The organism is Paenibacillus illinoisensis NBRC 15959, from assembly GCF_004000925.1.
Classification (GTDB): Bacteria; Bacillota; Bacilli; order Paenibacillales; family Paenibacillaceae; genus Paenibacillus; species Paenibacillus illinoisensis.
On record NZ_BIME01000002.1, the window covers coordinates 503,952 to 527,994 of the forward strand.

Genomic DNA, 24,043 nt, shown 5'->3' on the forward strand with positions numbered 1-24,043 from the left:
AGCTTGAGGTTGTGAAGTGCTTAACAGATGACTCCTGTATTCTTCAGGGGTCATTTTTTTTATAGCTTTGCCATCTGCCAAGCTGCTGATCTGACTGCTAAACCAGCTATTTGCGCAATCAAGAAATTACCTATAATTTGTCAGGTTTTAGCTAAATGAATAATATAGTAAGATTTACAAATAAAATCTAGCACTTGTTTTTGATTTGAAAGGGAGTGGTACATGAGTTTCTATTCGATGCTGGACAAGTTGATATTTATGAATACGCTTTCATATCTACAACAATTTGAGGAAGGTGAAGATATTGAAATTTAAGATGAATTTAAAAAAATCGGTTCATGTTCTGTTGGCCTGTTTAACAGCCCTACCTCTAATGTTAACGCCAACACACGTATCAGCAGCAAGTGATGCCAACATTAATTTGTCTTCCGAAAAACAGCTCATTAAGGGGTTTGGAGGCATTAATCATCCCGCCTGGATCGGCGACTTGACGGCAGCTCAGCGAGAAACCGCCTTTGGCAACGGACCGAATCAGCTTGGTTTTTCCATACTGAGAATCTATGTCGATGAAAATCGAAATAACTGGTACAGGGAGGTGGCTACAGCCAAAAGAGCCATAGAGCAAGGCGCGCTTGTATTCGCTTCTCCCTGGAATCCGCCAAGCGACATGGTCGAAACCTTCAATCGCAACGGGGATACGAACGCCAAACGATTGAGATACGACAAATATGCCGCGTACGCGCAGCATCTGAACGACTTTGTCACATATATGAAAGATAACGGTGTGGATCTGTATGCCATTTCGGTACAAAATGAGCCGGATTATGCCCATGAATGGACCTGGTGGACTCCGCAGGAGATCCTTCGTTTCATGAAGGAGAATGCGGGATCCATTCAGAATACCAAAGTCATGGCACCTGAATCGTTCCAGTATTTGAAAAACATGTCTGATCCGATTCTAAATGATCCTCAGGCACTCGCCAATATGGACATTCTGGGAGCACATACGTACGGGACACAGTTCAAAGATTTCGCATACCCGCTCTTTAAGCAAAAGGGAGCCGGCAAAGAACTGTGGATGACCGAGGTGTATTACCCGAACAGCGATAACAACTCGTCAGACCGTTGGCCTGAGGCATTGGACGTATCTTACCATATGCATAATGCCATGGTTGAAGGGGATTTCCAGGCTTATGTATGGTGGTACATTCGGAGACAGTATGGCCCAATGAATGAGGATGGAATCATTAGCAAACGTGGATATAATATGGCCCACTTCTCCAAATTCGTGCGACCAGGCTATTACCGTGTCGATGCAACCAAAAATCCGGATACCAATACGTTCGTTTCAGCCTATAAAGGTGATAACAAGGCGGTCATTGTGGCGATTAATCGCGGCACATCTGCTGTAAGCCAAAAATTTGTCCTACAGAATGGTAACGCTTCCACTGTATCCTCTTGGGTTACGGATAGCAGCCGAAACCTGGCAAGCGGAGCACCGATTACGGTGTCAGGTGGAGCCTTTACAGCACAACTGCCAGCCCAAAGCGTAACAACGTTTGTAGCCAACATTACCGGTGGTAGTGTCACTCCAGGCAGCGGAACCACGTACGAGGCGGAAACGGGCACTACACTTACCGATGCCGTTATCGAGACTCTCTACCCGGGATACACTGGGACTGGATACGTGAACTTTAATGCGTATACAGGTTCGGCCATTCAATGGAATGCCATCAATAACACGATAACAGGTACCAAAAACGTAAAATTTCGTTACGCCCAGGAAAGCGGAACGCGTAATCTCGACATTTTCGTTAACGGAACCAAAGTCATCAGCAACGAACCTTTCCCGGCAACAGGCAGCTGGTCGACCTGGAGTGAAAAAACCATTCAGGTCCCCATGAACGCGGGAACCAATACGATTAAAGTGGTCACAACCGGTACAGAAGGGCCAAATATTGATAACATCAATGTCACTGCAGTCCAATAAGTGTGCCGTTATGACAATGTAGAGAATAATTAGCCAAGCCCCCGTCCTGCTTTTGAACCGCTAATCGGTTCCTGGGATGGGGGTTACTCATGATTTTGAAGCTGCGTGCTTACTACCTTACAAGGAGAGTGTAGACTTTGGAAATGAGGAATGAAGAGGGAGAAGTGTTAGCCATTGTATATATCGATTCATCTCAAGAGGAGAATACTATTGATCGCATTGTTCGCCAATTAAAACCTGGGATGGGAAAAGGGATATATCTTGCCGCTGATAAAAAAATCAGTCAGCAAACAAATTACGGAGCGGTGAAGTGGCTCGGAGGTGTTACAGAGTTAATGGCAAAACTATCACCATGGGAGCCCGTACTTCCTGCTGATGCTAATGTGATGGATATTCAGGTTTATTATGGATTTGACAATCTGACAGAGGAAGAAATCGATGAAATGGCTATGGAGAGTTCAGAAACCGGCAAAGACGTTGTGAGAGATCTCAAACCAAATGATACGTTCGTTGGTGTAAGTTTATTATATCGTAAAGATGAAACGGTATTTCAATTTCGGATTTTTGGAACGACAAAAAGTCGTATTCAGGTACCTGATATAGAGAAACAAACGATTGAGAAGTTAACCATTCGTTCCAACGAAGCCGTTTACATCGGAGACAATGAATCACAGAGATTGATTTGGGCAGAGGTAGGACCGACTAGGGGCAAGGCATTACAGTATGAAGTCGTGGCTGAAGATAGCAGCCGTGATTGGCTAATTTCTATTACGGAGTCTTTGAGCTAACGAGAAAGGAGATCATTAACCCGATTCTAAAACCTTTTATGAAAGTAAGCTAGTATTCTCCAAAAGGGACGGCTGTAGAATAAGTTTATTTTAGAAAACATTATTTATCCGCTGAAAAAAGAAGAAAAGGGGGTTTATTACAAGATGGTGGAGAAACAGAAATTATAATTTGTGATCATTTGGAGGAAAAGAATAACATCATGTTGAATTGAAGAAATTGGGTTCCCCTGTAAGATCGAATTGCAATCAGTGCCTTCCGCTGTGTGGCATTAAATTGAAGATTGAAGTTTGCTTGTGATCTAATGCTTCATATAAGAAGATATGTTATAAGGTTATGTTCACGCATTTATAACAGCCATTTAAGGACTATTTCAGTTCAACAGATGCTGTTAACGATAAAATTGTAGATGACTCTATACTTAAAGAGCAGGTGAATTCATGGCATGGGAAAGAGTATTTACGGTACATGTTGCGATAGGGGAAACTACGGATCTCTCCAATAATCATGATGGCGACTCCGTAGTCATGATTTCTTTTGGTGGCCATGTCACAGGAAAATATTTCGAAGGTGACATTCTTCCTGGAGGGGTAGATACTCAAATTATTGGCCCGAATGGCGGTCGGCATAGCTTATCTGCAAGATACATGCTTCAAGGTAAGGATTATACAGGGGAAGCTTGTAAAATGTATATCGAGAATAATGGAATGTTCGATGAGAAACTGGAGAATATATTGTTTCGAACCTCTCCTAAAATCATCACGAACAGTCAAGCGCTGTCCTATTTGAACAATGATGAACTAATGGGCGAAGGCATACCTTCGAATACAGGAATAGATATTCATATCTATAGAAACGTATAGTTTGGATGAGCACAAAACTGAATTTTCGTATATCGAGAAAGGGACCAAGCAGCTTAGAACAATGCTTGGTCCCTTTTTGAATCCGTCATTATTTTTTTGTTTCCCTAAATTGTATTTTGAAGTTTTTGGGGCATCTCTAGGCGTTGTACTACTCTCCCCGCACGGAAGGGGCATACGCCAACACTTCCATCTCAATCAAGTAAGGGCCTAATCCGCTGAATACGGTAATACGGGCAGGATAGGGCTCTTTCATCATTCGCTTGTATACTTCGTTGTATTCGGCCTGATCTTCTACTCGCGCCAGATGAGTGGTTGCCTTAATGATGTGGTCGAGTGTTAGTCCAGCTTCTTGCAGAATAACCTCAATATTACGAATGCACTGTTCCGTCTGCTCCTTAATGCCGCCGATTGGATCAAGCGTCTGCGGATCTACGCCTACCTGACCTGCGACGTAGACAAAATCTCCTGCGCGGACAGCGTGTGAGAAGGGGAGCGGGAATTGGGGTGCTGCGCTTGTGTGTATGATGGTAGACATCGTAGCTATCATTCCTTTCCTAGTGCGAGTTTAGGCTTGGCGTTGCGAGATGCCATTCTGTAGTTTGCTGATAATGATGAGCGATGGACAACAAACGGTCTTCTCTCATGTGTGGGCCAGAGAGCTGCATGCCGATAGGCAAGTGCTTCCCGGAGGTTGAATCAAATCCGATAGGAACCGTGATGGACGGTAGACCGGTATTGGTAAAGGGTCCGTTAAAGATCGGACTGCCTGTCTTGTAGCCATAGGGAGCCACATACGGTGTTGATGGCGTTAATAGAACATCGACCTCATCGAAAAGCATCATCATCTCGCTGCGGAATAACGTTCGGATGCGCTGTGCCTGCAAATAATCAACGGCACTCGTCTGGTAGCCGAGCTCAAGCTGCTCCCGCATCGTAGGGCCGTAACGATCAGCGGCCTCTGCGAAGCGTTCCTGATGAAAGGCGGCAGCTTCTGCCCGCATCACCGTTCGGTGAGCAGCAAGAGTTTCTTCCATATAAGGAGGCAGATCAACCTTCTTCGTTTGCATGCCTATCTTTTCAAGTACAGCTATTGCCGACTCAATGGCTACCATGATCGCCGGTTCATCCGTGTGAAAAAAGCTGCTTGGCAAACCGATAACCATTCCTGAAATAGGATGCATAAGAGTGCTTGTTAAATCCGGCTTGCCGTGAGGCAGCGAGAAGGGGTCCAGCTCATCTTGTCCGGCTAAGGCTTCAAGAACAATTGCGTTATCTTGTGCCGATCGAGTGAAGGCGCCCACATGGTCAAGGCTCCAACTTGCTGTTATGACACCATTGCGGCTAACTCTGCCATATGTGGGTTTCATACAGGTTAACCCGTTGTAAGATGCGGGTCTAAGCAGGGAACCGAAGGTCTGGGTTCCGAGTGTGAAGGAAGCCATGCCAGCTGCTACTGCAGCGGCGGAGCCGGAGCTGGAACCGCCCGGGGTATGCTCCACATTCCATGGATTGCGAGTTGGCGGTTCTCCCCCCTGAAAGGCATATTCTGTCGTTGTGGTCTTGCCGAGCAAGATAGCGCCAGCCGTCTGTAATTTATCAATCACCGTTGCGTTGTTCTCAGGTACGAAGTCTGGATAAGTGCTTGATCCAGCCGATGTGCGTATACCAGCAGTATGGATAATGTCCTTGGCTCCGTATGGGATGCCATGCAGTGGACCGAGATAATCGCCACTCATCAGCTTGTGCTCCGATTCTTTTGCGGCCTGCAAGGCTTGCTCAGCAGTAATAGTAACAAAGGCTTGCACAGCAGGCTCCACCTCTTCAATCCGTTTCAAATAGGACTGTGTAAGCTCGACAGGAGATATCATCTTGTTCTTAATCAGTTCGGCCGCTTCGGTGATCGACAGTTCGTTAAGTGGTTTCGTAATCATCGCAGAGGCACTCTCCTGTAAGGGGAATTGGGTCCTATTACTTCAGGCAGCTTGAAGCTGCGAATCAATTTCAAGTCTGCTGTGAAAAGGGCAAGCTCCTCGCTCGTAATAACTCCATTCGCATATTTGGCGTTTTCAGTGCGTCGGTGGGTGAGATAGTCGTCCTGATTCAGAGTAATCAACCTTTCTCTCTCTATTTGGTGAAACTTGCATCGATAATATCCTCGTAAGCCAGGTCTTCTTTCAGATTGCCAATGAAGCGCTGCATACCGATCGCGGCCTCAAAGGCTGATTCATTGATATGCCCATCAGCGGGGTATACCTTACTGTCAATCATGCGTTGTACGGCTTGCTCCACGACTTTCTTGTCCAGATTCGGGAATTCCTTTACCGCGACTGCCTTAGCGCCCTCAGGATTCGAGTGAATGTAGTCCAATGCTTGCTCTATAGAGGTGACGAAGCGCTGGGTGAGATCTGGATTTTTCTCAATGAAGCTTGTGGTTGTATTCATTGTTGCAAAAGCAAAGTCAGGATAATCCTTCGTGAAATCATGGACGATGTGCAGTCCCTCAGCAATTCCTTGATCAAGCTGAGGCTCATACACGAATGCAATGTCAGCTTTGCCGGCTAATACGGCACCAAGTTCGGATCCGTTCTGAACCTCTGTGATTGTAACATCCTTGTCGATATCGATGCTGTTGTCTTCGAAGAGCTTACGCATTAAGCTGTTGGAACTTGTGGGTGCCAAGCCGACAACGATGGTTTTGCCTTTGAAGTCCTCTGGCGAGCTCACGGATACTCCTTCACGCGCAACCGCCCATACGGGAGCGCTGCCCGATAGAAGGACCAGTGAGCGAGCATCTCCACCTTTTGCATTAGCGAATGCGACATGCTCAGGACCGTGAAAGGAGAATGCAGATTCGCCTGAGATGACCGAAGACAAGGCGGTTGGCCCACTTCCGGCAGCGCGGATCGAGGATAGCTCAATGCGATTCTGCTCTAGGAATCCTTGATTGTTTGCTACATACAGTGGAAGGTAGAGCAGATTGTGATACACCTCGGAAACCATGATCGTGTCCACCTTGGTATCTTCTTGTCCTCCGCTCGCCATAGTGTCTGTTCCATTCACAGACGTCGCATTGCTTCCACATGCACTGAGCAGTGCAGTCAATAAAAGGGTCATCGTTGATAGAATAGCTATCTTTTTGAAAGTACGCATTGGTCATCAGGCTCCTTTTATGGTGTAAGTTGTTTATACGGATGTGGACTTGCTGCTGTTTTTATTGTCATTCCATGGAAGGAGGCGTGACTCGATATAACTGACACAGGTGTAGAGCAGCATGGCAACGAGCATAAGCATGAACACGCCGACCCACACTGCCGGAAGGTTGAACAGGTTGCCTTCGACAAATACCATATGGCCGAGACCTTTGTCTGAAGAAATGAATTCTCCGCCTACGACAGACACGAGTGCCAAGCCAATATTGATACGGAAGGCGGAGATGATCCATGGCAGAGAGGAGGGAATAATAATTTTGCGGAAAATTTGTGATTTCTTTGCTCCGAAGGATTTCATGAGATTAATCTGGGACTCATCAATTTGGTGAGTCGCTTGGTAAGCGGATAACAACGCTACAATAAACGTTGCCACGGAGGCAAGAACAATCTTGGAAAAGATACCCGAACCGAACCAGATGATAATCATGGGAGCTAGAGCAATCTTCGGGATGCCGTTCAGCGCTACAATAAACGGATCAAGCACCCGGGCGACGGCCTTGGAATACCACATGAGTAGTCCTGCCAATGAGCCAAATAGACTTCCCGCCACAAATCCGATAATGGTGGCATTAACCGTAGCTAGAACATCTGTAAAAAGTTGACCTGAGCTGGACATGGCGATAGCGGCATCTAGAATGGCACTCGGCGATCCCATCAGGAAACCGTTTACCAGCTTTAGCTGGACTGCAGCTTCCCATATCACCAGGATGACTGCAACAATAATGAACCGCCATATCATCGTCATCGTCCATTCTTTGGTGAAAGGCGATTGTTTGCGTTTGGTTTTATTTTTCGCAACCCCAGTATGCTCCTTCGTTAGGGACATTTCAGGTGATGTACTTTTCATTAGCTGATCCTCCCCATTTGAATATCCAGCTCCGACCAGATTGATTCAAAATACTGCTTGAACTTGGGGTCGGAACGGGCTTTTAGTGCTGAACCGTACTGCGAAGCGAGACCGATGTCATACACTTGCTTCACTGTCGTAGGTCTTTTGCTCATGACAGCGATGCGGTCGGAGATGGCGATCGCTTCCTCGATGTCATGAGTGATAAGAACTCCGGTCTTGCCCTCGGATTTCAGGATAGATAAGATTTCATCTTCCAGAATGAGTCTGGTCTGATAATCCAGTGCGGAGAAGGGCTCATCCAGTAATATAATATCGGGCTGGGTAACGAGAGTACGTATAAGGGCTACACGCTGGCGCATACCGCCTGACAATGTGGAGGGGTAGGCACCGGCGAATGAAGCCAGGCCGTAACGATCCAGATAATCCATGGCAATACCGTCGCGATCCTTTTTGGGCATGCCTTTCACTTCCAAGCCTAGCGTGACATTGTCCAGAATACTCCTCCAAGGAAGCAGTAGATCTTTTTGCATCATATAGCCGACATGTCCGGTTGTTTGATCGATCTCCTGACCGCAGACGATAACCTTGCCGTTCGTTGGTTTCAGCAGACCCGCAATAATATTGAAAATGGTGCTCTTGCCGCATCCGCTCGGCCCAACGATACTGAAGAACTCCTGCTTTTTAATTTGCATTGAAACCTCAGCCAGTACCTGAATATCTTCTCCGTTTGCATTGACGAATGATTTGGAGACGCTTTGTATTTGAATAGCCATAATGGGCAGCCCCTTTCCTCCAGCGTTGATGAATGATCCTTTTTTTGTGTTAGTTAATATAACATCATCGGATGTATTCTTATCATAAAGATTGTCGATTCAATTGTCATTAGTCATGTTAAACATAAAAATAGAATTAAATCAGTTAAAATGCACAGAGTGCGATCGATGAAATGAGAAAAACAAAAATAAACGTGTCATTATAAATGACACGCCATCGATTCAAAATGTATGGGGAGCTTCGTTAGGGGAGGGGTTAGCATTCAACACGGACTCAAGTGCGAAGGCGAGACGAAAGCGCAGACTTTCCATCGGGTCCTTGATATTCCTCCCCGTCAGTTTCTCACATTTCTCCAGCCTATAGATAACCGTATTACGATGGACGTACAACTCTTTGGCTGTATCGCCGATTTGGCAATGATTCTCATAGAAGGAGGACAAGGTTTTCATAAGTTCACTACGTTCGTTTGAATCCCGTCCGGCGAAGGGTTTGAAGGTTTCTTGATGAAACTGGAGAATCTCATCATAAGGAATCATACGCAGCAACCGGCTTATATCCATGGTTTGATAGGAATGAACGAAGCGGGTCTTTTTCATCTGATAGCCGGATTGGAGTGCCTTAACTGCCTCTTTATAAGAGAGTCCGATATCCAATACGTTTGTGTAGGGATTGCCTATTCCGAATGAAACGCTGAGCTGCGAATCCGTATACAGATTACTCGCTAATTTCTCAAGCTGCTGGACTACCGTTTGTTCATCCCAAGACGACTCACCCAAAAAGACGAGAATGCCGAACTGATCGTTCTTCGTGAACATGACGAAGGTAAGATTCAGTCTGGTGAACGCCTGTTTAATCAGCTCATAATAAGCATCTCGTTCCGAGATGTATCGCTCTTCCTTGATAGGAGCAAGGTTCGGATTAGGCCTGTCTGCTAGAGATTCGTCCATCTTGGCAAGGATGAGAACCGAACTCTCTTGTGCCTTCAGTCCATATTTTTTGCCGCGATGGAGCGCCTCTTGTTCAGAACGAAAGAAACCCTGAATGAGATCGGAGAAATATTCATTCTTGTACCGGCGTGAACGTTCCTTGACCGCCTGTTTCTTGGTTAATTCGAGACCGATGACATTAACGGCTTGCTCTAACGCCAGACTGGAGAGCTTCGAGGTTGCAGGGCTGTCGTACAGCGCAATCAAATAGCCCTCGTGCCGGTCGGTGAAGATAGGATGCAGCTCGATATGCCTATATTTATCGGCAGTAAGCAGGCAGATAGAGGATGCAATCTGGAAGGAAGGGTACTCATGTATAAATGTCAGTATAGGCGCAGCGAGAGAATAGGGATCTATATGTTGTGCATGATGGGAGATTGCCGTAATCTGCTTCTTCGAGTCCAGCAGCAATACAGGTGAAGATAGCAGCTGGGACAACGTATCGACAATAGATGGAATGCCTTTTCCTTGCATAACCATCGTGGAGAATTGCTTGTGAATAGACAAGGCGTAGTGGAGCTCATCAGTTTTGTTCTGAAGGATGGAGCTGATCGAATGCTGGAATATTTCACCGAGTGTATTGTCGATCTCAGACAGTTCGATAATCGGGAACCCCAGTTTGTCGGCTGTCTCGAGCAGTTGCGGAGATAATTCAAAAGAGAAGCGCTGTGTCTTGATCGCAAGTGCCGCACATCCAATCGCATGCATATCCGTAATGAATGCAAGATGAGCATCGGGGCGGTCTTTCAGTATATAGCCGTTCGTAAGCAGCATATCTCCTGGTTTCAGGAATTGTACAATGTCCGGTGCATCCATAATATTAATGGATTGTACCAAGCGATTGAGGCCGTGATGCCCGGCAATAACCTTTGCTTTGGATAGAATGGGGATAGTCAATAAATGCTGCAGATCCATCTTCAACCCACTCGCTTTCGTAATGGTAATGTTATAAAAGCTAACACATATTTGGGTGGTCGTAAAGAAAAAATTAGGTCATCAAAACTTATACTTGACTCTAAAGCACAAAGATGGGTATTATTTCCATAATCAGTGATTGGAGGAATGAACCATGTTCATTTTAGAATTAAAACAACGTCATCATCATGGAGAGCGTTAATCTATTCCTTGAAAGATTAGGGATGGGTTAACGCTATACGCGCTTACCATCCTGCGAAATACAACGCGCAGGACTTCGGTCTGGCGCGTTTTTTATTTTTGTTATAACAGAAATGGAGGAGTGTACATGGCAATCATGACGGATTCAAAAGGCAACATTTTTTTGGAATTTAATCCTATCAAGTATGATAAGCTCATTTCAATGACGCTGGATGTTCCACTAACCCATGCTCTAATTGTGGTGAAGTGCCAAGGGAAGTACCTTTTCATGCATAATAAGTGGAGAAACAAATGGGAACTGCCGGGAGGTATTATTGAAGCTGGTGAGAACGCTGAGCAATGTGTCATTCGAGAATTGTTTGAGGAAACCAATCAACCTATGGACACGGCTGAATTTAAAGGATTAATGAAGTTTAGACTTCAGCCAAGTTTCCATGGACCTGAACGGACAGAATATGGGGCTCTGTTTATGGGGGAACTATCCCAACTTCATGATTTTGTTGAAAACGATGAAGCTTCTTCAATTATTCTTTGGGATGGTACATCGGAGATTGGTGATATCGCAGAAATAGATAGGAAGTTAATTGAGTTTGTGTGATACACGATTAAGCTAACGCAAATGATTGCATAAAAAAGCAAGGACTCCATGTGCCTGTAGTCATTATTTCACGAAAAGAGGCAGACGCCCATTTCGGTTTCCTCAGCACACTTGCAGCAATGGATATCCCCAGATCAAGCGTTGCAACTCAAGAACTTCTTGGATGGAGGCCTGTGCACCCTACACTGATCGCCGACCTCCAACAGTCTCATTACTTCAGCAACTAAATGAAGTGCTCCCGTGATCACAGATGCGGGAGCATTTTTCTATTAAGACAGTAACTCTCATTACTGTATAAGACCTATATTTGTTCTATTGGAGGGTTAGAATTTGTGGACCTTCAGCCGTGATAGCAATGGTATGTTCGTATTGAGCGGCAAGCTTGTTGTCGATCGTCCGTGCGGTCCAGCCGTCGGGATCAATTGTCAGGAAGTAAGATCCTTCGGTAATCATGGGTTCAATCGTGAATACCATACCTTCCTTGATGCGGTGGCCTTTTCCAGGCTTGCCGACATGCATATAAGTCGGCTCCTCGTGCAGGTCGCGGCCTATGCCATGGGCGAGGAGGTCGCGCACGACCCCGAAGCCGTGTGATTCCGCATGCCGCTGAATCGTGCTTGTCACGTCGCCGAGCCGATTGCCGGGCTGCGCCTGCGCGATCCCGAGGTCAAGACATTCCTTCGTGACCCGCATCAACTTCTTGGCCATTGGCGAGATCTGCCCGACCGCATAGCTCCAGGCAGAATCACCGAGCCAACCATCGAGCTCAGCAACCGTGTCAATCGTCACGATATCGCCTTCCTCAAGGGGCTTATTGTTGGGGAAACCATGTGCAATCACATCATTGGCGGAAGCACAGGTCGCATATGGGTAGCCTTTATAGCCTTTCTGGTATGGCTTTGCGCCGTGCTTCAACATAATGTCCTCGAACAGGCGATCAATCTCATTAGTCGTAATGCCTGGTTTGATAAGCGGGGCGATTGTACGATGGCATTCAGCCACCACTTGGCATGCCTTGCGGATAGCCTCAATTTCATACTTGCTTTTTAAAATGACCATTTTCGTATCAAGACTCCTTCTTAATAGCTTGCATGGCGAGATGGGCAATTCGATTAACATCAAGGTCGGAATTGCCTGCATAATAGTACAATCCACAGCAGCCGACCAGCACGGCGAGCATATGGTCTATTTGATCATCTTCACACTGGGTGGCCGATTGAAGTGGAACGTAAAGCCGTTCCATGAATCGTTTCTTGGCGTGGTAGCGATCCTTCTCAGGCAAGCCTGCATAATGTTCTGCTGCCATTTTGTAGACAAGATATGCACGGGCGTCCGATTGCCATAGCTGGAGCAGCGCTATGCAATAGGTCAATACCTGCTTATCATCCGGGTTGCTTCTGTTGCTGTTCGTCCATTTTTCGATAACTTGTTCGCATTTCTCAAAGCCGCTGCCCAGCACATCTTCTATTAATAAATGCCGGTTGGGGTAATAATGGTACACTGTGCCGTAACCAAGCTTTGCCTCGCGGGCAACGTCACGTATATCAAAGCTGCCGCCCGTGCGAAAATAGGAACGCGCAGCGACGTCCAGGATCTGTTCTCTGCGTTGTATGCGAATAAGTTCATTTTGTTCTTTGGTACGGGGAGACATAGCATGCAACCTCCTTATTTTGACCTGCAAATTTGTCGATATAAAGATAGTAACGCATGGTGGGGTAAAATGCAAAAAGGTTGTTAATGTTCGATTGATTTCGGTATTGGACAGTAAATTAAGGATTTGTACCCCAAAGCCGAAGTTGTACCTTCACCTTGTGCAAATGATAGGTGTATCATTAACAAAACAGCATTGTAAACGCTTACGAAAGAAGGGGGTACATATGCAGCGCTTATGGTCCAAATTCTCGCCTTTGTTTCGCAGATTTATGATTTCGTATCTTATTGTTCTCATGATTCCTCAAATTGCCGGATATGCCTCCTATCGAACATCCATTGAAGCAGCGAGGACCAGCTCGATTGAGAACAGCCTCAAATCGCTCAACCTGAGCAAGGAGATTATTGAACGAAATCTGAAGCTGGTTGAGGATTTCACGAGACAACTGGCCATTAACCAGGATTTAAACCGTTTGATAGCTGATCCCAAGCCGCATGACGTTAATAATGTCTATGGTTTGAGCCGCATGCAGCGCAGCCTGTCCATGTACAGCAGTACGAATGATTATTTGTCTCATTTTTTCATCTATATTCCCAACTATAATGTCATTATTACGCCTACGACGGTTTACTACCGACCTGAGCATTATTTTGCTGCCAACCGCCTAGAAGGCATCACGTTTGCAGAGTGGAAAGAGAACGTATTAAAAAAGCCGCATTTAAATGAAATCATTCCCCTACAAAATTATAAGAAGGAGATTCGAAGTGATGTGTTTGTGAACGCTCCAGCCATCACGTTTCTTCAGTCGCTTCCTTTAAACAGCTTCAACAAGCCGCAGGCTACCATTGGCGTCATGATTGATGAGAATCAGATGGCGAGTTTGACTCAACCTATTGTGGAGCAATATGGGGGGTGGACATTGGTTACAGATTCGAGTGGGGATATTATTTTTTCACGTGGCATAGATGAAGCCGAGGCGGAAAACTTGAAAGGTATGCCTGCTAACAAGAACGATGAAGTGATGCCAATGGACGATGGGCGGCTACTCATTTCCATTCACTCCAATCAAAATGGCTGGAATTACATGGCTGGCATCCCCGAAGGTGCGCTTATGGTAAAGGCCGATCAGATCAAGCAGGTTACCTTAACTTTTACGTTAGCAACACTTGGTATTGGATTATTGATTGGGCTAATGCTGGCTTACCGACACAGCGCACCGATTCACCGGCTTCTGTCGGTCTTCCGGGAACAGGATATAGGGCTGCCGGGAAAGACAAGCAACGAATATGATTTTTTGGCAAGCAATATCACCAGCCTAATTACCAATAACCATGTACTTAAGAATGCATTAAATGAACAGATTCCCATGTTAAGGGATGGATTTATCAAACGTCTGCTGACAGGTGAGTTTTACACCATCCGTGAGTTGGAGGCGATTTCTTCCCAGACTGACATATCCCTTCAGACGAGTCGAGGGGTTGTAGGAATTGTGAAGGTAGACGGTTATGGAAGTCCGGATAGCGAAGAAATTATTCAAGAACTAAGCGTCGCGAGGCTTATCGTACGTGAAGCTTTAACGGCATGGAATTCAGAGATCTTGATAACAGACTGGGGAACAGATCAGATTGCTTTTGTACAACCGCTTAGCGTAGAACCTTCGGATATATCCTTGCACACAACGGTTTCCGAACTGAGCAAACAGATGGATGCAGTTTACCGGGAATACCGGGTATCGACCACTGTTGGAATGGGTGCTTCTTATGAGGTGTGGAATGATGTTGGCCGTTCGTTTAACGAGGCCAGACAAGCATTGGAATATGCCATTCATATGGGAACTGAGCATCTGGTGAGATTCGAGGACACCGTCAAGGAAACCGAATTGTATTACTATCCGATGGAGTCAGAACAGCGTCTGCTCAATACGCTGAAGGCGGGTGAAATGGAAGAATCGGATCGGGTTCTGGATCAGTTGTTCCACCGCAATTTTACTGAGCGAGAGCTGTCTTATGACATGACACAGCAGTTCGTTGTGGAATTGAAGGGAACATTTCTGAAGCTGGAACCCAAGATCATGCTGGACGAAGCACTTGTTGATGAGTTTAAGAATCGGATTGCGGCTATTCAGGTAACGGACAGTGTTACCGTACTCCGGGACAAGTTTCACCAACTGGCAAAAGACGTCTGCCTGGACATACAACGCAAAAAATCCAATATGCATGCTGAAATTATCAACGAAACGATGGCTTACATTCAGGAACGCTATGCGGATGCAACCTTAACGGTATATCGCATTGCAGAACAAATGGGTAAACCGGAAAAATATATCTCGCAGTTATTCAAAGAGTATACCGGAGAGAACCTTTCCGACTATGTGGAGAAGGTACGAATTAACAAAGCTGCTGAACTGCTGCGTGAGACTGAACGGACGATCGATGAGATTGCCCTGACCACCGGATACAACAGCGCACATTCGTTCCGAAGAGCCTTCAAGCGAGTCCGTGGGATTTTGCCTAGTTCATTTCGCCAGATGGAGAACGAAATGGAATGAAGCTAGCACAATCATGATTATCAATCCAAGCAGAAACATCAAAAAAATCATTGCGAAATTAAAGCCACATCAGGCTTCTCGGCCTTGTTGTCCTTGAATCGTACCTCATCGAGTAAAGTGTACCTTTACGTGACTAAGGGAGCCCTCTTATGATTACGAACAAGAAAGCGCTATCAAAAAAAGAGGGCCTTATTCATTTTGGCTACCTCCTGGGGGGATGACTCTGAGAACAACAATTTCTAATGACAAAACGGTAGTAAAACAAGGCAGGCGCTCTGCAGTGAAACTGGCCTTGTCCAGAAGCTGGAGGAGACACTGGCAGCTCTATCTGTTGATGATTCCTCCTGTCGCGTACTTCATTATTTTCAAGTATGTGCCTATGGTTAATGCAGTGCTCGCTTTCAAGGATTACAACGTAATTAAGGGGATCTGGGGAAGTCCATGGGTGGGCACCAAATATTTTGAGCTGCTTTTCCAAAACCCGGCGTTCGCTACCCTGATCAAAAACACACTGTATATTTCGTTTTACAGTTTGGTCGTGGGTTTTCCAGTCCCGATACTTCTAGCACTGGCGTTGAACGAAGTCAAGAACGCCAAATTCAAAAAAACGGTACAGATGGTTACTTATGCACCTTACTTTATTTCAACCGTTGTCATGGTATCCATCATCATGCTTTTCCTATCGCCGCGGCTGGGCATTGTGAACACAATCGCAGGAACGCTTGGTTTTGAAGCGGTCAATTTCCTTGGAGAGCCTGGGCTGTTTCGTTCCATCTACGTATTTTCGGATGTCTGGCAGAGCATGGGATATTCCGCAGTCATCTATTTGGCAGCACTTGCAGGTATTGATCCTTCATTGTACGAGGCAGCCAAGGTTGATGGAGCCAACCGGTTTCAGAAAATGGTGAACATCGATCTGCCCGGCCTGCTGCCGGCGGCAGTCATTATCCTGATTCTGAGCGTTGGCAATATCATGGCCGTCGGATTTGAAAAAATTTATTTGCTGCAAAATCCATTGAACTTATCCGCTTCCGAGATTATCTCCACCTATGTGTACAAAATGGGTTTGCTGAATGCCAATTACAGCTTTGCTACCGCAGTTGGCCTCTTTAATTCGCTTATTAACCTGATTCTGTTGTTAACGGTCAATGCTGCTGCCAAGCGTCTGTCCAATACAAGCTTATGGTAATGCGGCAAAAGGAAAGGGGGGAATCAGATGAGCAAGTTGCAATCCCAAGCCGGTTCAGCGGTTAGTCAGAGGAGCACCATCAGAGAATCTTTTGGGGACCGGGTATTTATAGCCATCATCTACCTCATTCTGACGGTTGTCTTGATTGCAGTACTCTATCCACTGATCTATATCGTAAGCTCTTCTCTGAGCAGCCCGGCAGCAGTTACATCCGGGAAAGTCTGGCTGTGGCCCGTTGATATGACACTCGATGGCTATAAGTCTGTATTGCGCAACGATCAGGTTATCATGGGTTACGCCAATTCGTTATTTTATACCACAATAGGAACAATCATTAGTGTAGCGCTGACCATTATGATTGCTTATCCGCTTTCCAAAAAAACCTTTGTTGGGCGCAGCCCTCTCATGATGTTTATTACATTCACCATGCTATTCTCAGGCGGATTAATTCCAACTTACCTGGTGGTAAAATCCATGGGACTGATTGATACCCGCTGGGCTCTGTTGATTCCTAATGCCATCTGGGTGTGGCAGGTGATTATCGCACGTACTTTTTTTCAGAATTCCATCCCGGAAGAGCTGTCCGAGGCAGCCGATATTGACGGATGCAGTGATATCCGTTTCATTTTCAGCGTCATTTTGCCTCTCGCCAAACCCATCATCGCTGTTTTGTCATTGATGTATGCCGTTGGGCAGTGGAATGCGTATTTTGATGCCCTGATTTATTTAAAAACGCAATCGCTCTATCCGCTTCAGTTGATTCTCCGCAGCATTCTGATTCTGAGTAACAGCACGGGAAATATGGATGTGGGAGAGATGGTGAAACAGCAGCAAATGGCTGAGTTGATGAAGTTCTCACTCATTGTTATGGCCAGTTTGCCGGTACTCGTCATTTATCCGTTTGTGCAGCGATATTTCGTTCAGGGCATGTTGATTGGCTCCGTCAAGGGCTAGTTCACTACATTTATTCGTAAGGGAGAGGGTCTATTTGAGAAAAACAGGGTCATTCGTGCTTGCTTGTATACTGCTCCTGTCTGTGGCACTGGCAGGATGTTCATCCTCAAATCAGAGCAGCGGAGAAGAGGGGAGCGGCCCTTCATCCGGGGACAACGTGACCATTAATGTGTTTGCTCATCAAAGTTCGGATACTAACCTTCAAACGAACAAGTTTACGAAAAAGATGGAAGAGAAGTTTAATGTGAAGATAAACTGGACGACGGTTCCTTTTGACGGTGCGGCTGAAAAAAGACAAATATCATTGGCTTCGGGAGACTACCCGGATCTCTATTTGCTCATTCCATGGGTGGACCGTTTTTCTCAAACGGACTTGTTGAAATTTGGTCAGCAAGGAGTCATTGTACCGCTGAATGAACTAATTGAGCAATACGCACCGAATATCAAAAAGGTACTGGACAGCAGTGAGTATTATAAAGCAATGAACACTGCGCCCGACGGCAATATTTACGGTCTTACGGGCTTGAATGAATGTTTCCACTGCTCATATCCGAATAAAATGTGGATGAATACGAAATGGCTAGAGCAGCTTGGTTTATCCGAGCCTACAACGACGGAAGAATTTAAGGAAGTGCTAAAAGCATTCAAAACTAAGGACCCGAACGGCAACGGCAAAGCGGATGAAGTGCCGCTGAGCGGTTCCATTGAAAATTTCGGCGTTCACATTATTCCCTATTTGATGAACGGGTTTATCTACGACGATGACAGAACCTATCTCATTGCAAAGGATGGCCGGGTTGATACGGTTGCGAACAAACCGGAGTGGAAGGAAGGACTGGCCTATATCAAATCGCTGTACGATGAAGGTTTGATTGACCCCGGTGCGTTCACGCAAAATGTGGGGGCCTTTAAAAAAATCGGAGATAATGCGGATGCGCAGCTTCTTGGCGCAGGTGCAGCCATGCACCCATCTCTTTTTGTAAATACGGCCGAGGGTGCTCCGTATGGGAAGGATTATAATCCGATTCCTCCTTTGAAAGGACCGCATGCCAATTATGCGACCTACAACTATCCAATTGACCCTGGAGCATCGTTTGTACTCACAAACAAGGCAAGTGAAGAGACGCAGATTGCAGCAATAAAAATGCTGGATTATCTCTACACACAAGAAGGAGCCATGAGTGCATATCTGGGTGAGGAGGGCACCAGCTGGCGCAAGCCGGAGGAAGGCGACGTTGCCCTTAATGATCAGGTAGGTCCACTCTACAAAGCCATTCCCCTCCCCACAGGTGAGGAGCCTCGTAATGACAGCTGGGGTGCGCTGAGTCAGTATAATCACCACAGGGCATACCGCGATGCCGAAGTACAAGGCAAGGACATCTATGCAGGTGACGGATATGAGCGCCGACTTTATGAGGCGACACTCTTGATGGAAGGCAAAGAACCCAAGGAAGTTTTTCCGCATTGGGCACTATGGGTGGACCCGGCAAATGCGGACGAAACAAGCATGATGCAGACGAACCTCAAGGATTATATTGACCAGAATGCCCTGCAATTCATCACTGGAGCAAAGAGTCTGGAAAAGGATTGGGACGATTATGTGAAAGGGCTGGAAGGTCTCAACATCCAGCGTTATCTGGAAATTATGCAGGCAGCGTATGATTCTTCATCCATTTCCAAGTAGAGGGAATGGGGGGGTTATACCCATCCTGGGCGGCAATTTCATCCATTATTATCAAACACGGGCCGGTTCGCATTTTTGCGAATCAGGTCCTTAATCTTTTACGGCAGGCAGCCACCAATCTCATTGATTTTGATCGAAGAAACTCTCCCAATACATGATCTTTTCGATTCTCATATCATGAAAGAGTATGGATCTGCATGAATACGTTATTTTTATTCTTTGTTGGGATGTTAATATGAGATTAATCTCTTGTCATTCATTGAAATTCATAGTGGAGGTTCAGAATGGAAGAATCTAATCGGAACAATCATCGCATGTGGTACAGCAAACCAGCAGAGATATGGAATGAGGCCTTGCCAATCGGGAATGGTCGGCTTGGGGCAATGATATTTGGAGGCGTAGCGGAGGAGCGATTGAAGTTAAATGAAGACTCGATGTGGTATGGGGGTCCTCGGGATCGGAATAACGAAGATGCACTGCCCAATCTGCCCCATATCCGCAACTTAATCATGGAAGGGAAACTTCAGGAGGCTGAAGAGATGGCCAGCATGACGATGGCCGGGCTTCCTGAAGCCCAGAGACATTATGTGCCACTTGGTGAGCTGCAGTTATCATTCGGCAATCATGATGGTCCTGTTGAGGACTATGTACGTGAGCTGGATTTGAACCAGGGCGTCTCCAAGGTTAGCTATACCGTTAATGGTACCCGTTATACTCGTGAGCTGTTTGCCAGTCATCCGGACCAAGCCATCATCATCCGAATCTCATCAGACAAGAAGAATGCCTTGTCCATGAAAGCCCGATTCAATCGTCAGAATTGGAGATACCTGGAGAAAACCAAGAAGTGGGAGCAGAATGGACTCATTATGCGTGGTGAATGCGGTGGTAAAGACGGCAGTTCCTTCGCAGCTGTGTTGAAAGCGATACCAGACGGAGGTGCCTGTCAGCTCCTTGGCGAGTATTTGCTGGTGAAGGACGCGAGCTCGGTCACCCTGCTGCTTGCTGCGGAAACGACTTTCCGCCAGGAAGATCCGGAATTATACAATACACTTCGTTTAGAAGAGCTCAGCCGGATTCCTTATGAAACACTGCTTGTACGGCATACATCGGATTATGATGAACTGTTCAGCAGGGTTTCGTTGAACCTGTCCAAACGTTCTGATCGTCATGATGGTCCGACGGATGAGAGATTACAACAGTTCCAAAGGGGAGAAGAAGACCCCGAATTGATCGAAACCTATTTTCAGTTTGGTCGTTATTTGCTGATATCCTCAAGCCGGCCAGGTTCCCTGCCTGCTAATCTTCAAGGCATATGGAATGACAGTTTCACTCCACCTTGGGACAGCAAATTTACGATCAACATTAATGCCCAAATGAACTACTGGCTCGCCGAAAACTGCAATCTAGCCGAGTGCCATGAGCCATTGTTCGATCTGATTGAGCGAATGCGGGAGCCTGGCCGAATTACGGCACGAAAGATGTATGACTGCCGCGGGTTTACCGCACATCATAATACGGATATTTGGGCAGACACGGCCCCTCAGGATACCTACCTGCCAGCTTCCTTCTGGCCGCTTGGTGCTGCTTGGTTATGCCTGCATTTATGGGAGCATTATCGCTACAGTCAGAATCTCATTTTTCTGGAGGAAGCATACGAAACGATGAAGGAATCGGCCCAATTTCTCCTTGATTATCTGATTGAGGATGCAGATGGCCGTCTGATTACCTGTCCATCCGTCTCTCCAGAGAACAGTTACAAGCTGCCAAATGGGGAGATTGGGGTGCTATGCGCTGGCGCTTCGATGGATTTTCAGATTATTGAGGCTCTGTTCACTGCATGCATTCAAAGTGCCGAGTTGATCGGAAGGGACCATACCTTCAGGGAAGAACTTGCTGCTGCTCTGAAGCGAATTCCGAAGACTCAAATCGGCAAATACGGACAAATCCAGGAATGGATGGAGGATTACGAAGAAGTGGAACCGGGGCACCGGCACATCTCACATCTATTTGGTTTGTACCCTGGAGAAAGCTTCACTCCAGAACACACGCCGGAACTCACAAAGGCCGCACGTACAACGCTCGAACGTAGATTGGCCAATGGTGGTGGGCACACCGGATGGAGCCGAGCCTGGATCATTCACTTCTGGGCAAGACTTCAGGATGGGCAGAAGGCTTATGAAAATGTAAGAGCTCTCCTGGAGCACTCCACGTTGCCCAATCTTTTTGACAATCATCCTCCGTTTCAGATTGACGGCAACTTCGGGGGATCCTCTGGAATTGCTGAGATGTTGATGCAGAGCCACACCGATGTAATTCGGCTTCTGCCTGCCTTACCAGACAATTGGTGTGACGGTAGTGTGGAGGGGCTCAGGGCCCGTGGCGGATATACCATTGGATTTTCCTGGGCGAAATCGGAAATTACTGAAGTCACCGTAAAAAGTTCAATTGCTGGACTTTGTCAGTTGGAAGGTCCTGGCCTTAAGGCGATTTCTTTCGACGCAGAAGCTGGCGGAACGTATACGTTTACACCGTCTTCGTCTGAAATGTTGTCACAAACCCAATGATCGGATTAATAAATCGATCTGCTTCAGAAGAAGCAGAATATCCAGCTCATTGTGCTACGGATGAACGGAAAGAGTGAATTTTAGAAAGAGTCAGAGTGTGTTTTCGTGAGATTTATTCTAATATGACAACAAGGCAAAAAAACGAGGCAGTCCGTGGGGATAGTATTCGCGGGGCTGCCTCGTTTTGTTATAGGTTACAGTTTGTAGTCAATACCTTCGCCAGCGCCTGTGCGGGCGTTAATGTATACGTGAGTAACGCCTTCGATCCCGGTGACGGGAAATGCATAGACGAGTTTGTCGTTGTGGAGCTTCAGCTTGGGCTTACCCGAGGCGTTTACGTATGGGCCAAGCTTCGAAGAGGCTTGCTCCGCTGTAAGCTTCGGGTGAAGGGGGAAGTTTTTATTGTAATGGGAAAAATAATTAGACGCATCGAAGCTTATCAACGCACCTGTACGACGATCAAATCGCCATACGACTTTCATCTGCGGAATGGAGATTTGCTCCCGGAGTGGAATATAGACGAGATAAATGGAAGTTTCTTTTATGTCTTTCGCTGTTAATGTCAGACGTTCGTCAGACCAGCGAGTCATCCAGGCGTCCGCAACTGCGATAAACTGCTTTAAGTCCATATTTTGCTCTACAGCTGCATCTTTGGAGATCGAGCCCTTGCGTCTCACTTGGAGCACGTGTCCGCTTTTACTTAGTGTTACGGTATAGGAGCTGGTTGATTTTCCTTCGGTGTCCGATAACCGGAAATCCATGAATTCTCCGAACTCGGAGCTGCTCCCGCCAGAGGCCATGTGGACGATTTGCTTACCTGCCCCTTTATTCCAAGCCTCCCCCATGAAAATTTTCGCTTTGGCCGCAAGCTCCGTAGCCGTATACGTGGTTTCACCGGCGAAAACGGTTCCTGGCTTCAGAGGTATGTAAGGATTCTGGTTGTACAGGAATTCATTATAGGCTTTATTGCCGGACGTGAAGAACGGGTCAAGCCCAGATAAGGCTTCTTCCATTTCGGTCGAAATCTGTTCTATATCTGAAGAAGAGGAATCCAAAGCTTTCTTTCTCATCTGCTCGAGATATGGTTGGGCGGTCCTCGCGAACGTTCTCAAACGCTGAATTTGTTCTAATTGATCCGGATCGAGCGACTTTCCCTTCTCGCTGGCGGGATAGGCCAAGTAGCGGCTGCCTTCCGTGATGAACCACTCATACGAGGACGAAGATTGAAAGTTCATGGTGATCGATCCGATCCTTACATATTCCGAGATAACTTTGGCATGTTCAATCGCAGATTGAAGTGCTGCTTGCCGATCTGCAATCGTAGATGCCGCTAGGGATTCCGCAAGTGCATAGTCGAAATCACGCAGGTAGATTGATTGCAAGTGCGACCAGTGTTGCGTACTGCTCTGTTGCTGCCGCTCCCATTGTCGATTATTCTGATGCTCCGTATAGCTGAAATACGCGCCTGCTAAAGTCGTGACGCAAAGCAGACCAATGATGGATTTGGTGCGAATGTTCATGTCTATTAAAACTCCTGTCTATGTCTTCATAATGCTTATCCACTGTAACAAAGATGTGAACACTGTTTAATGAGTAAATATTACCAATATAAATTGCCTCGCCCGTTGACTAAATCTCTACGCCAATATTGACGAAAAATACATTAGGGGTGTTCAGAATATGTTGAGACTGGTATGTTAACTTCGTCTTAAGCGCAACTGAAACTGAAGATAAAATCAATAGGAATATAGGGGATAGTAGATAAGATGGAGAGAAGGATAAGAAATTCCGTAAAGGCCTTAATCATTGAAGACAGAAAAATGTTGGCAATTAAGATAGACGATGATGGCGATGCATTTTATACACTGCCTGGTGGAAGTCAAAGTGCGGGGGAGACATTAACTGAGGCATTGAAGCGTGAAGTCGCAGAAGAAATCGGAGTAGAGATTATTCCTAATTCATTGGAATTTGTCATTGAAGGCGTATATGGTGAGGCATTTCACCGTGTGGATTTTGTGTTTTTATGCGAATATAAAGGATTAACGGACCATTTACTTTTCCAAGGTGACAGACATCACGTCCGTTATGAATGGCTTGATATCGATAATCTGATCGGGCAACCATTGTATCCTTCCAAATTGCGAAAGCAAATTCAGCTTTTATTCAATGGAGAAAAAACCGAGATGTACTTAGGAAATGAGGAACCAGGTTATCCTAGTCTGTAGACTGAGATTATCGTATCTAACATGGTTTATTTATAAGAAAAGCATCCAATGGCGCC

The 24,043-nt window shown here is 46.1% G+C and carries 19 protein-coding genes; 10 read left to right on the forward strand and 9 right to left on the reverse strand.

The window, feature by feature from the left end:
- Window positions 1-316: 316 nt before the first annotated feature.
- From xynC to PIL01S_RS07595, 3 genes are all read left to right on the forward strand, one after another.
- Window positions 317-1,990, forward strand: coding sequence for a glucuronoarabinoxylan endo-1,4-beta-xylanase XynC (gene xynC, locus PIL01S_RS07585; protein ID WP_127537209.1), 1,674 nt, complete (start codon window positions 317-319; stop codon window positions 1,988-1,990).
- Window positions 1,991-2,127: 137 nt separating this feature from the next.
- Entirely contained in the window at window positions 2,128-2,778 is a 651-nt protein-coding gene (locus PIL01S_RS07590) for a hypothetical protein (protein ID WP_127536990.1), read from the forward strand.
- Window positions 2,779-3,216: 438 nt separating this feature from the next.
- Entirely contained in the window at window positions 3,217-3,639 is a 423-nt protein-coding gene (locus PIL01S_RS07595) for a DUF3237 family protein (RefSeq protein WP_127536991.1), read from the forward strand.
- Between the two features lie 148 nt (window positions 3,640-3,787).
- On the opposite strand, the gene PIL01S_RS07600 is transcribed toward PIL01S_RS07595, so the two are convergent.
- The 6 genes from PIL01S_RS07600 to PIL01S_RS07625 form a co-directional block, all read right to left on the reverse strand.
- Complete coding sequence (locus PIL01S_RS07600) at window positions 3,788-4,174, reverse strand: RidA family protein (RefSeq protein WP_127536992.1); 387 nt, start codon at window positions 4,172-4,174, stop codon at window positions 3,788-3,790.
- A 19-nt stretch (window positions 4,175-4,193) separates the two neighbouring features.
- Complete coding sequence (locus tag PIL01S_RS07605; protein WP_127536993.1) at window positions 4,194-5,570, reverse strand: amidase; 1,377 nt, start codon at window positions 5,568-5,570, stop codon at window positions 4,194-4,196.
- A gap of 193 nt (window positions 5,571-5,763) precedes the next feature.
- Window positions 5,764-6,789 carry an ABC transporter substrate-binding protein gene (locus PIL01S_RS07610; protein WP_127536994.1) on the reverse strand — a complete coding sequence of 342 codons (1,026 nt, stop codon included), beginning with the start codon at window positions 6,787-6,789 and terminating at the stop codon, window positions 5,764-5,766.
- 33 nt (window positions 6,790-6,822) lie between these two features.
- A complete protein-coding gene (locus PIL01S_RS07615; protein WP_127536995.1) occupies window positions 6,823-7,695 on the reverse strand; it encodes an ABC transporter permease in 873 nt (290 codons plus the stop codon).
- Window positions 7,695-8,471 carry an ABC transporter ATP-binding protein gene (locus tag PIL01S_RS07620; protein WP_127536996.1) on the reverse strand — a complete coding sequence of 259 codons (777 nt, stop codon included), beginning with the start codon at window positions 8,469-8,471 and terminating at the stop codon, window positions 7,695-7,697. Before PIL01S_RS07620 ends, PIL01S_RS07615 begins: the two co-directional genes overlap by 1 nt.
- A gap of 222 nt (window positions 8,472-8,693) precedes the next feature.
- Window positions 8,694-10,373, reverse strand: coding sequence for a PucR family transcriptional regulator (locus tag PIL01S_RS07625; RefSeq protein ID WP_127536997.1), 1,680 nt, complete (start codon window positions 10,371-10,373; stop codon window positions 8,694-8,696).
- 328 nt (window positions 10,374-10,701) lie between these two features.
- Between PIL01S_RS07625 and PIL01S_RS07630 the strand changes: the two genes are divergently transcribed.
- Window positions 10,702-11,172 (forward strand): NUDIX domain-containing protein, encoded by a 471-nt coding sequence (locus PIL01S_RS07630; protein WP_127536998.1) that lies wholly within the window; start codon window positions 10,702-10,704, stop codon window positions 11,170-11,172.
- 312 nt (window positions 11,173-11,484) lie between these two features.
- On the opposite strand, the gene map is transcribed toward PIL01S_RS07630, so the two are convergent.
- The gene (map, locus tag PIL01S_RS07635) at window positions 11,485-12,231 is read right to left on the reverse strand and encodes a type I methionyl aminopeptidase (RefSeq protein ID WP_127536999.1); all 747 of its coding nucleotides are present in this window, start codon (window positions 12,229-12,231) and stop codon (window positions 11,485-11,487) included.
- 7 nt (window positions 12,232-12,238) lie between these two features.
- Window positions 12,239-12,823 (reverse strand): TetR/AcrR family transcriptional regulator, encoded by a 585-nt coding sequence (locus tag PIL01S_RS07640; protein ID WP_127537000.1) that lies wholly within the window; start codon window positions 12,821-12,823, stop codon window positions 12,239-12,241.
- Window positions 12,824-13,049: 226 nt separating this feature from the next.
- Between PIL01S_RS07640 and PIL01S_RS07645 the strand changes: the two genes are divergently transcribed.
- The 5 genes from PIL01S_RS07645 to PIL01S_RS07665 all read left to right on the forward strand — a co-directional run bounded on the left by PIL01S_RS07645 (window position 13,050) and on the right by PIL01S_RS07665 (window position 21,762).
- Window positions 13,050-15,371 carry a helix-turn-helix domain-containing protein gene (locus PIL01S_RS07645; protein ID WP_127537001.1) on the forward strand — a complete coding sequence of 774 codons (2,322 nt, stop codon included), beginning with the start codon at window positions 13,050-13,052 and terminating at the stop codon, window positions 15,369-15,371.
- 334 nt (window positions 15,372-15,705) lie between these two features.
- Window positions 15,706-16,560: an ABC transporter permease gene (locus PIL01S_RS07650; RefSeq protein WP_095357726.1), complete on the forward strand. Its 855-nt coding sequence runs from the start codon at window positions 15,706-15,708 to the stop codon at window positions 16,558-16,560.
- A 27-nt stretch (window positions 16,561-16,587) separates the two neighbouring features.
- Window positions 16,588-17,514, forward strand: coding sequence for a carbohydrate ABC transporter permease (locus PIL01S_RS07655; protein ID WP_095286803.1), 927 nt, complete (start codon window positions 16,588-16,590; stop codon window positions 17,512-17,514).
- A gap of 34 nt (window positions 17,515-17,548) precedes the next feature.
- On the forward strand, window positions 17,549-19,198 hold the full coding sequence (locus PIL01S_RS07660; protein WP_127537002.1) for an ABC transporter substrate-binding protein: 1,650 nt from the start codon (window positions 17,549-17,551) through the stop codon (window positions 19,196-19,198).
- Window positions 19,199-19,482: 284 nt separating this feature from the next.
- Complete coding sequence (locus PIL01S_RS07665) at window positions 19,483-21,762, forward strand: glycoside hydrolase family 95 protein (RefSeq protein WP_127537003.1); 2,280 nt, start codon at window positions 19,483-19,485, stop codon at window positions 21,760-21,762.
- 194 nt (window positions 21,763-21,956) lie between these two features.
- Here PIL01S_RS07665 and PIL01S_RS07670 read toward each other — a convergent pair whose 3' ends face one another.
- Window positions 21,957-23,282, reverse strand: coding sequence for a PepSY domain-containing protein (locus PIL01S_RS07670; RefSeq protein WP_127537004.1), 1,326 nt, complete (start codon window positions 23,280-23,282; stop codon window positions 21,957-21,959).
- A gap of 246 nt (window positions 23,283-23,528) precedes the next feature.
- Here PIL01S_RS07670 and PIL01S_RS07675 point away from each other — a divergent pair, with 246 nt between their 5' ends.
- A complete protein-coding gene (locus tag PIL01S_RS07675) occupies window positions 23,529-23,987 on the forward strand; it encodes an NUDIX domain-containing protein (protein ID WP_127537005.1) in 459 nt (152 codons plus the stop codon).
- Window positions 23,988-24,043 lie beyond the last annotated feature (56 nt).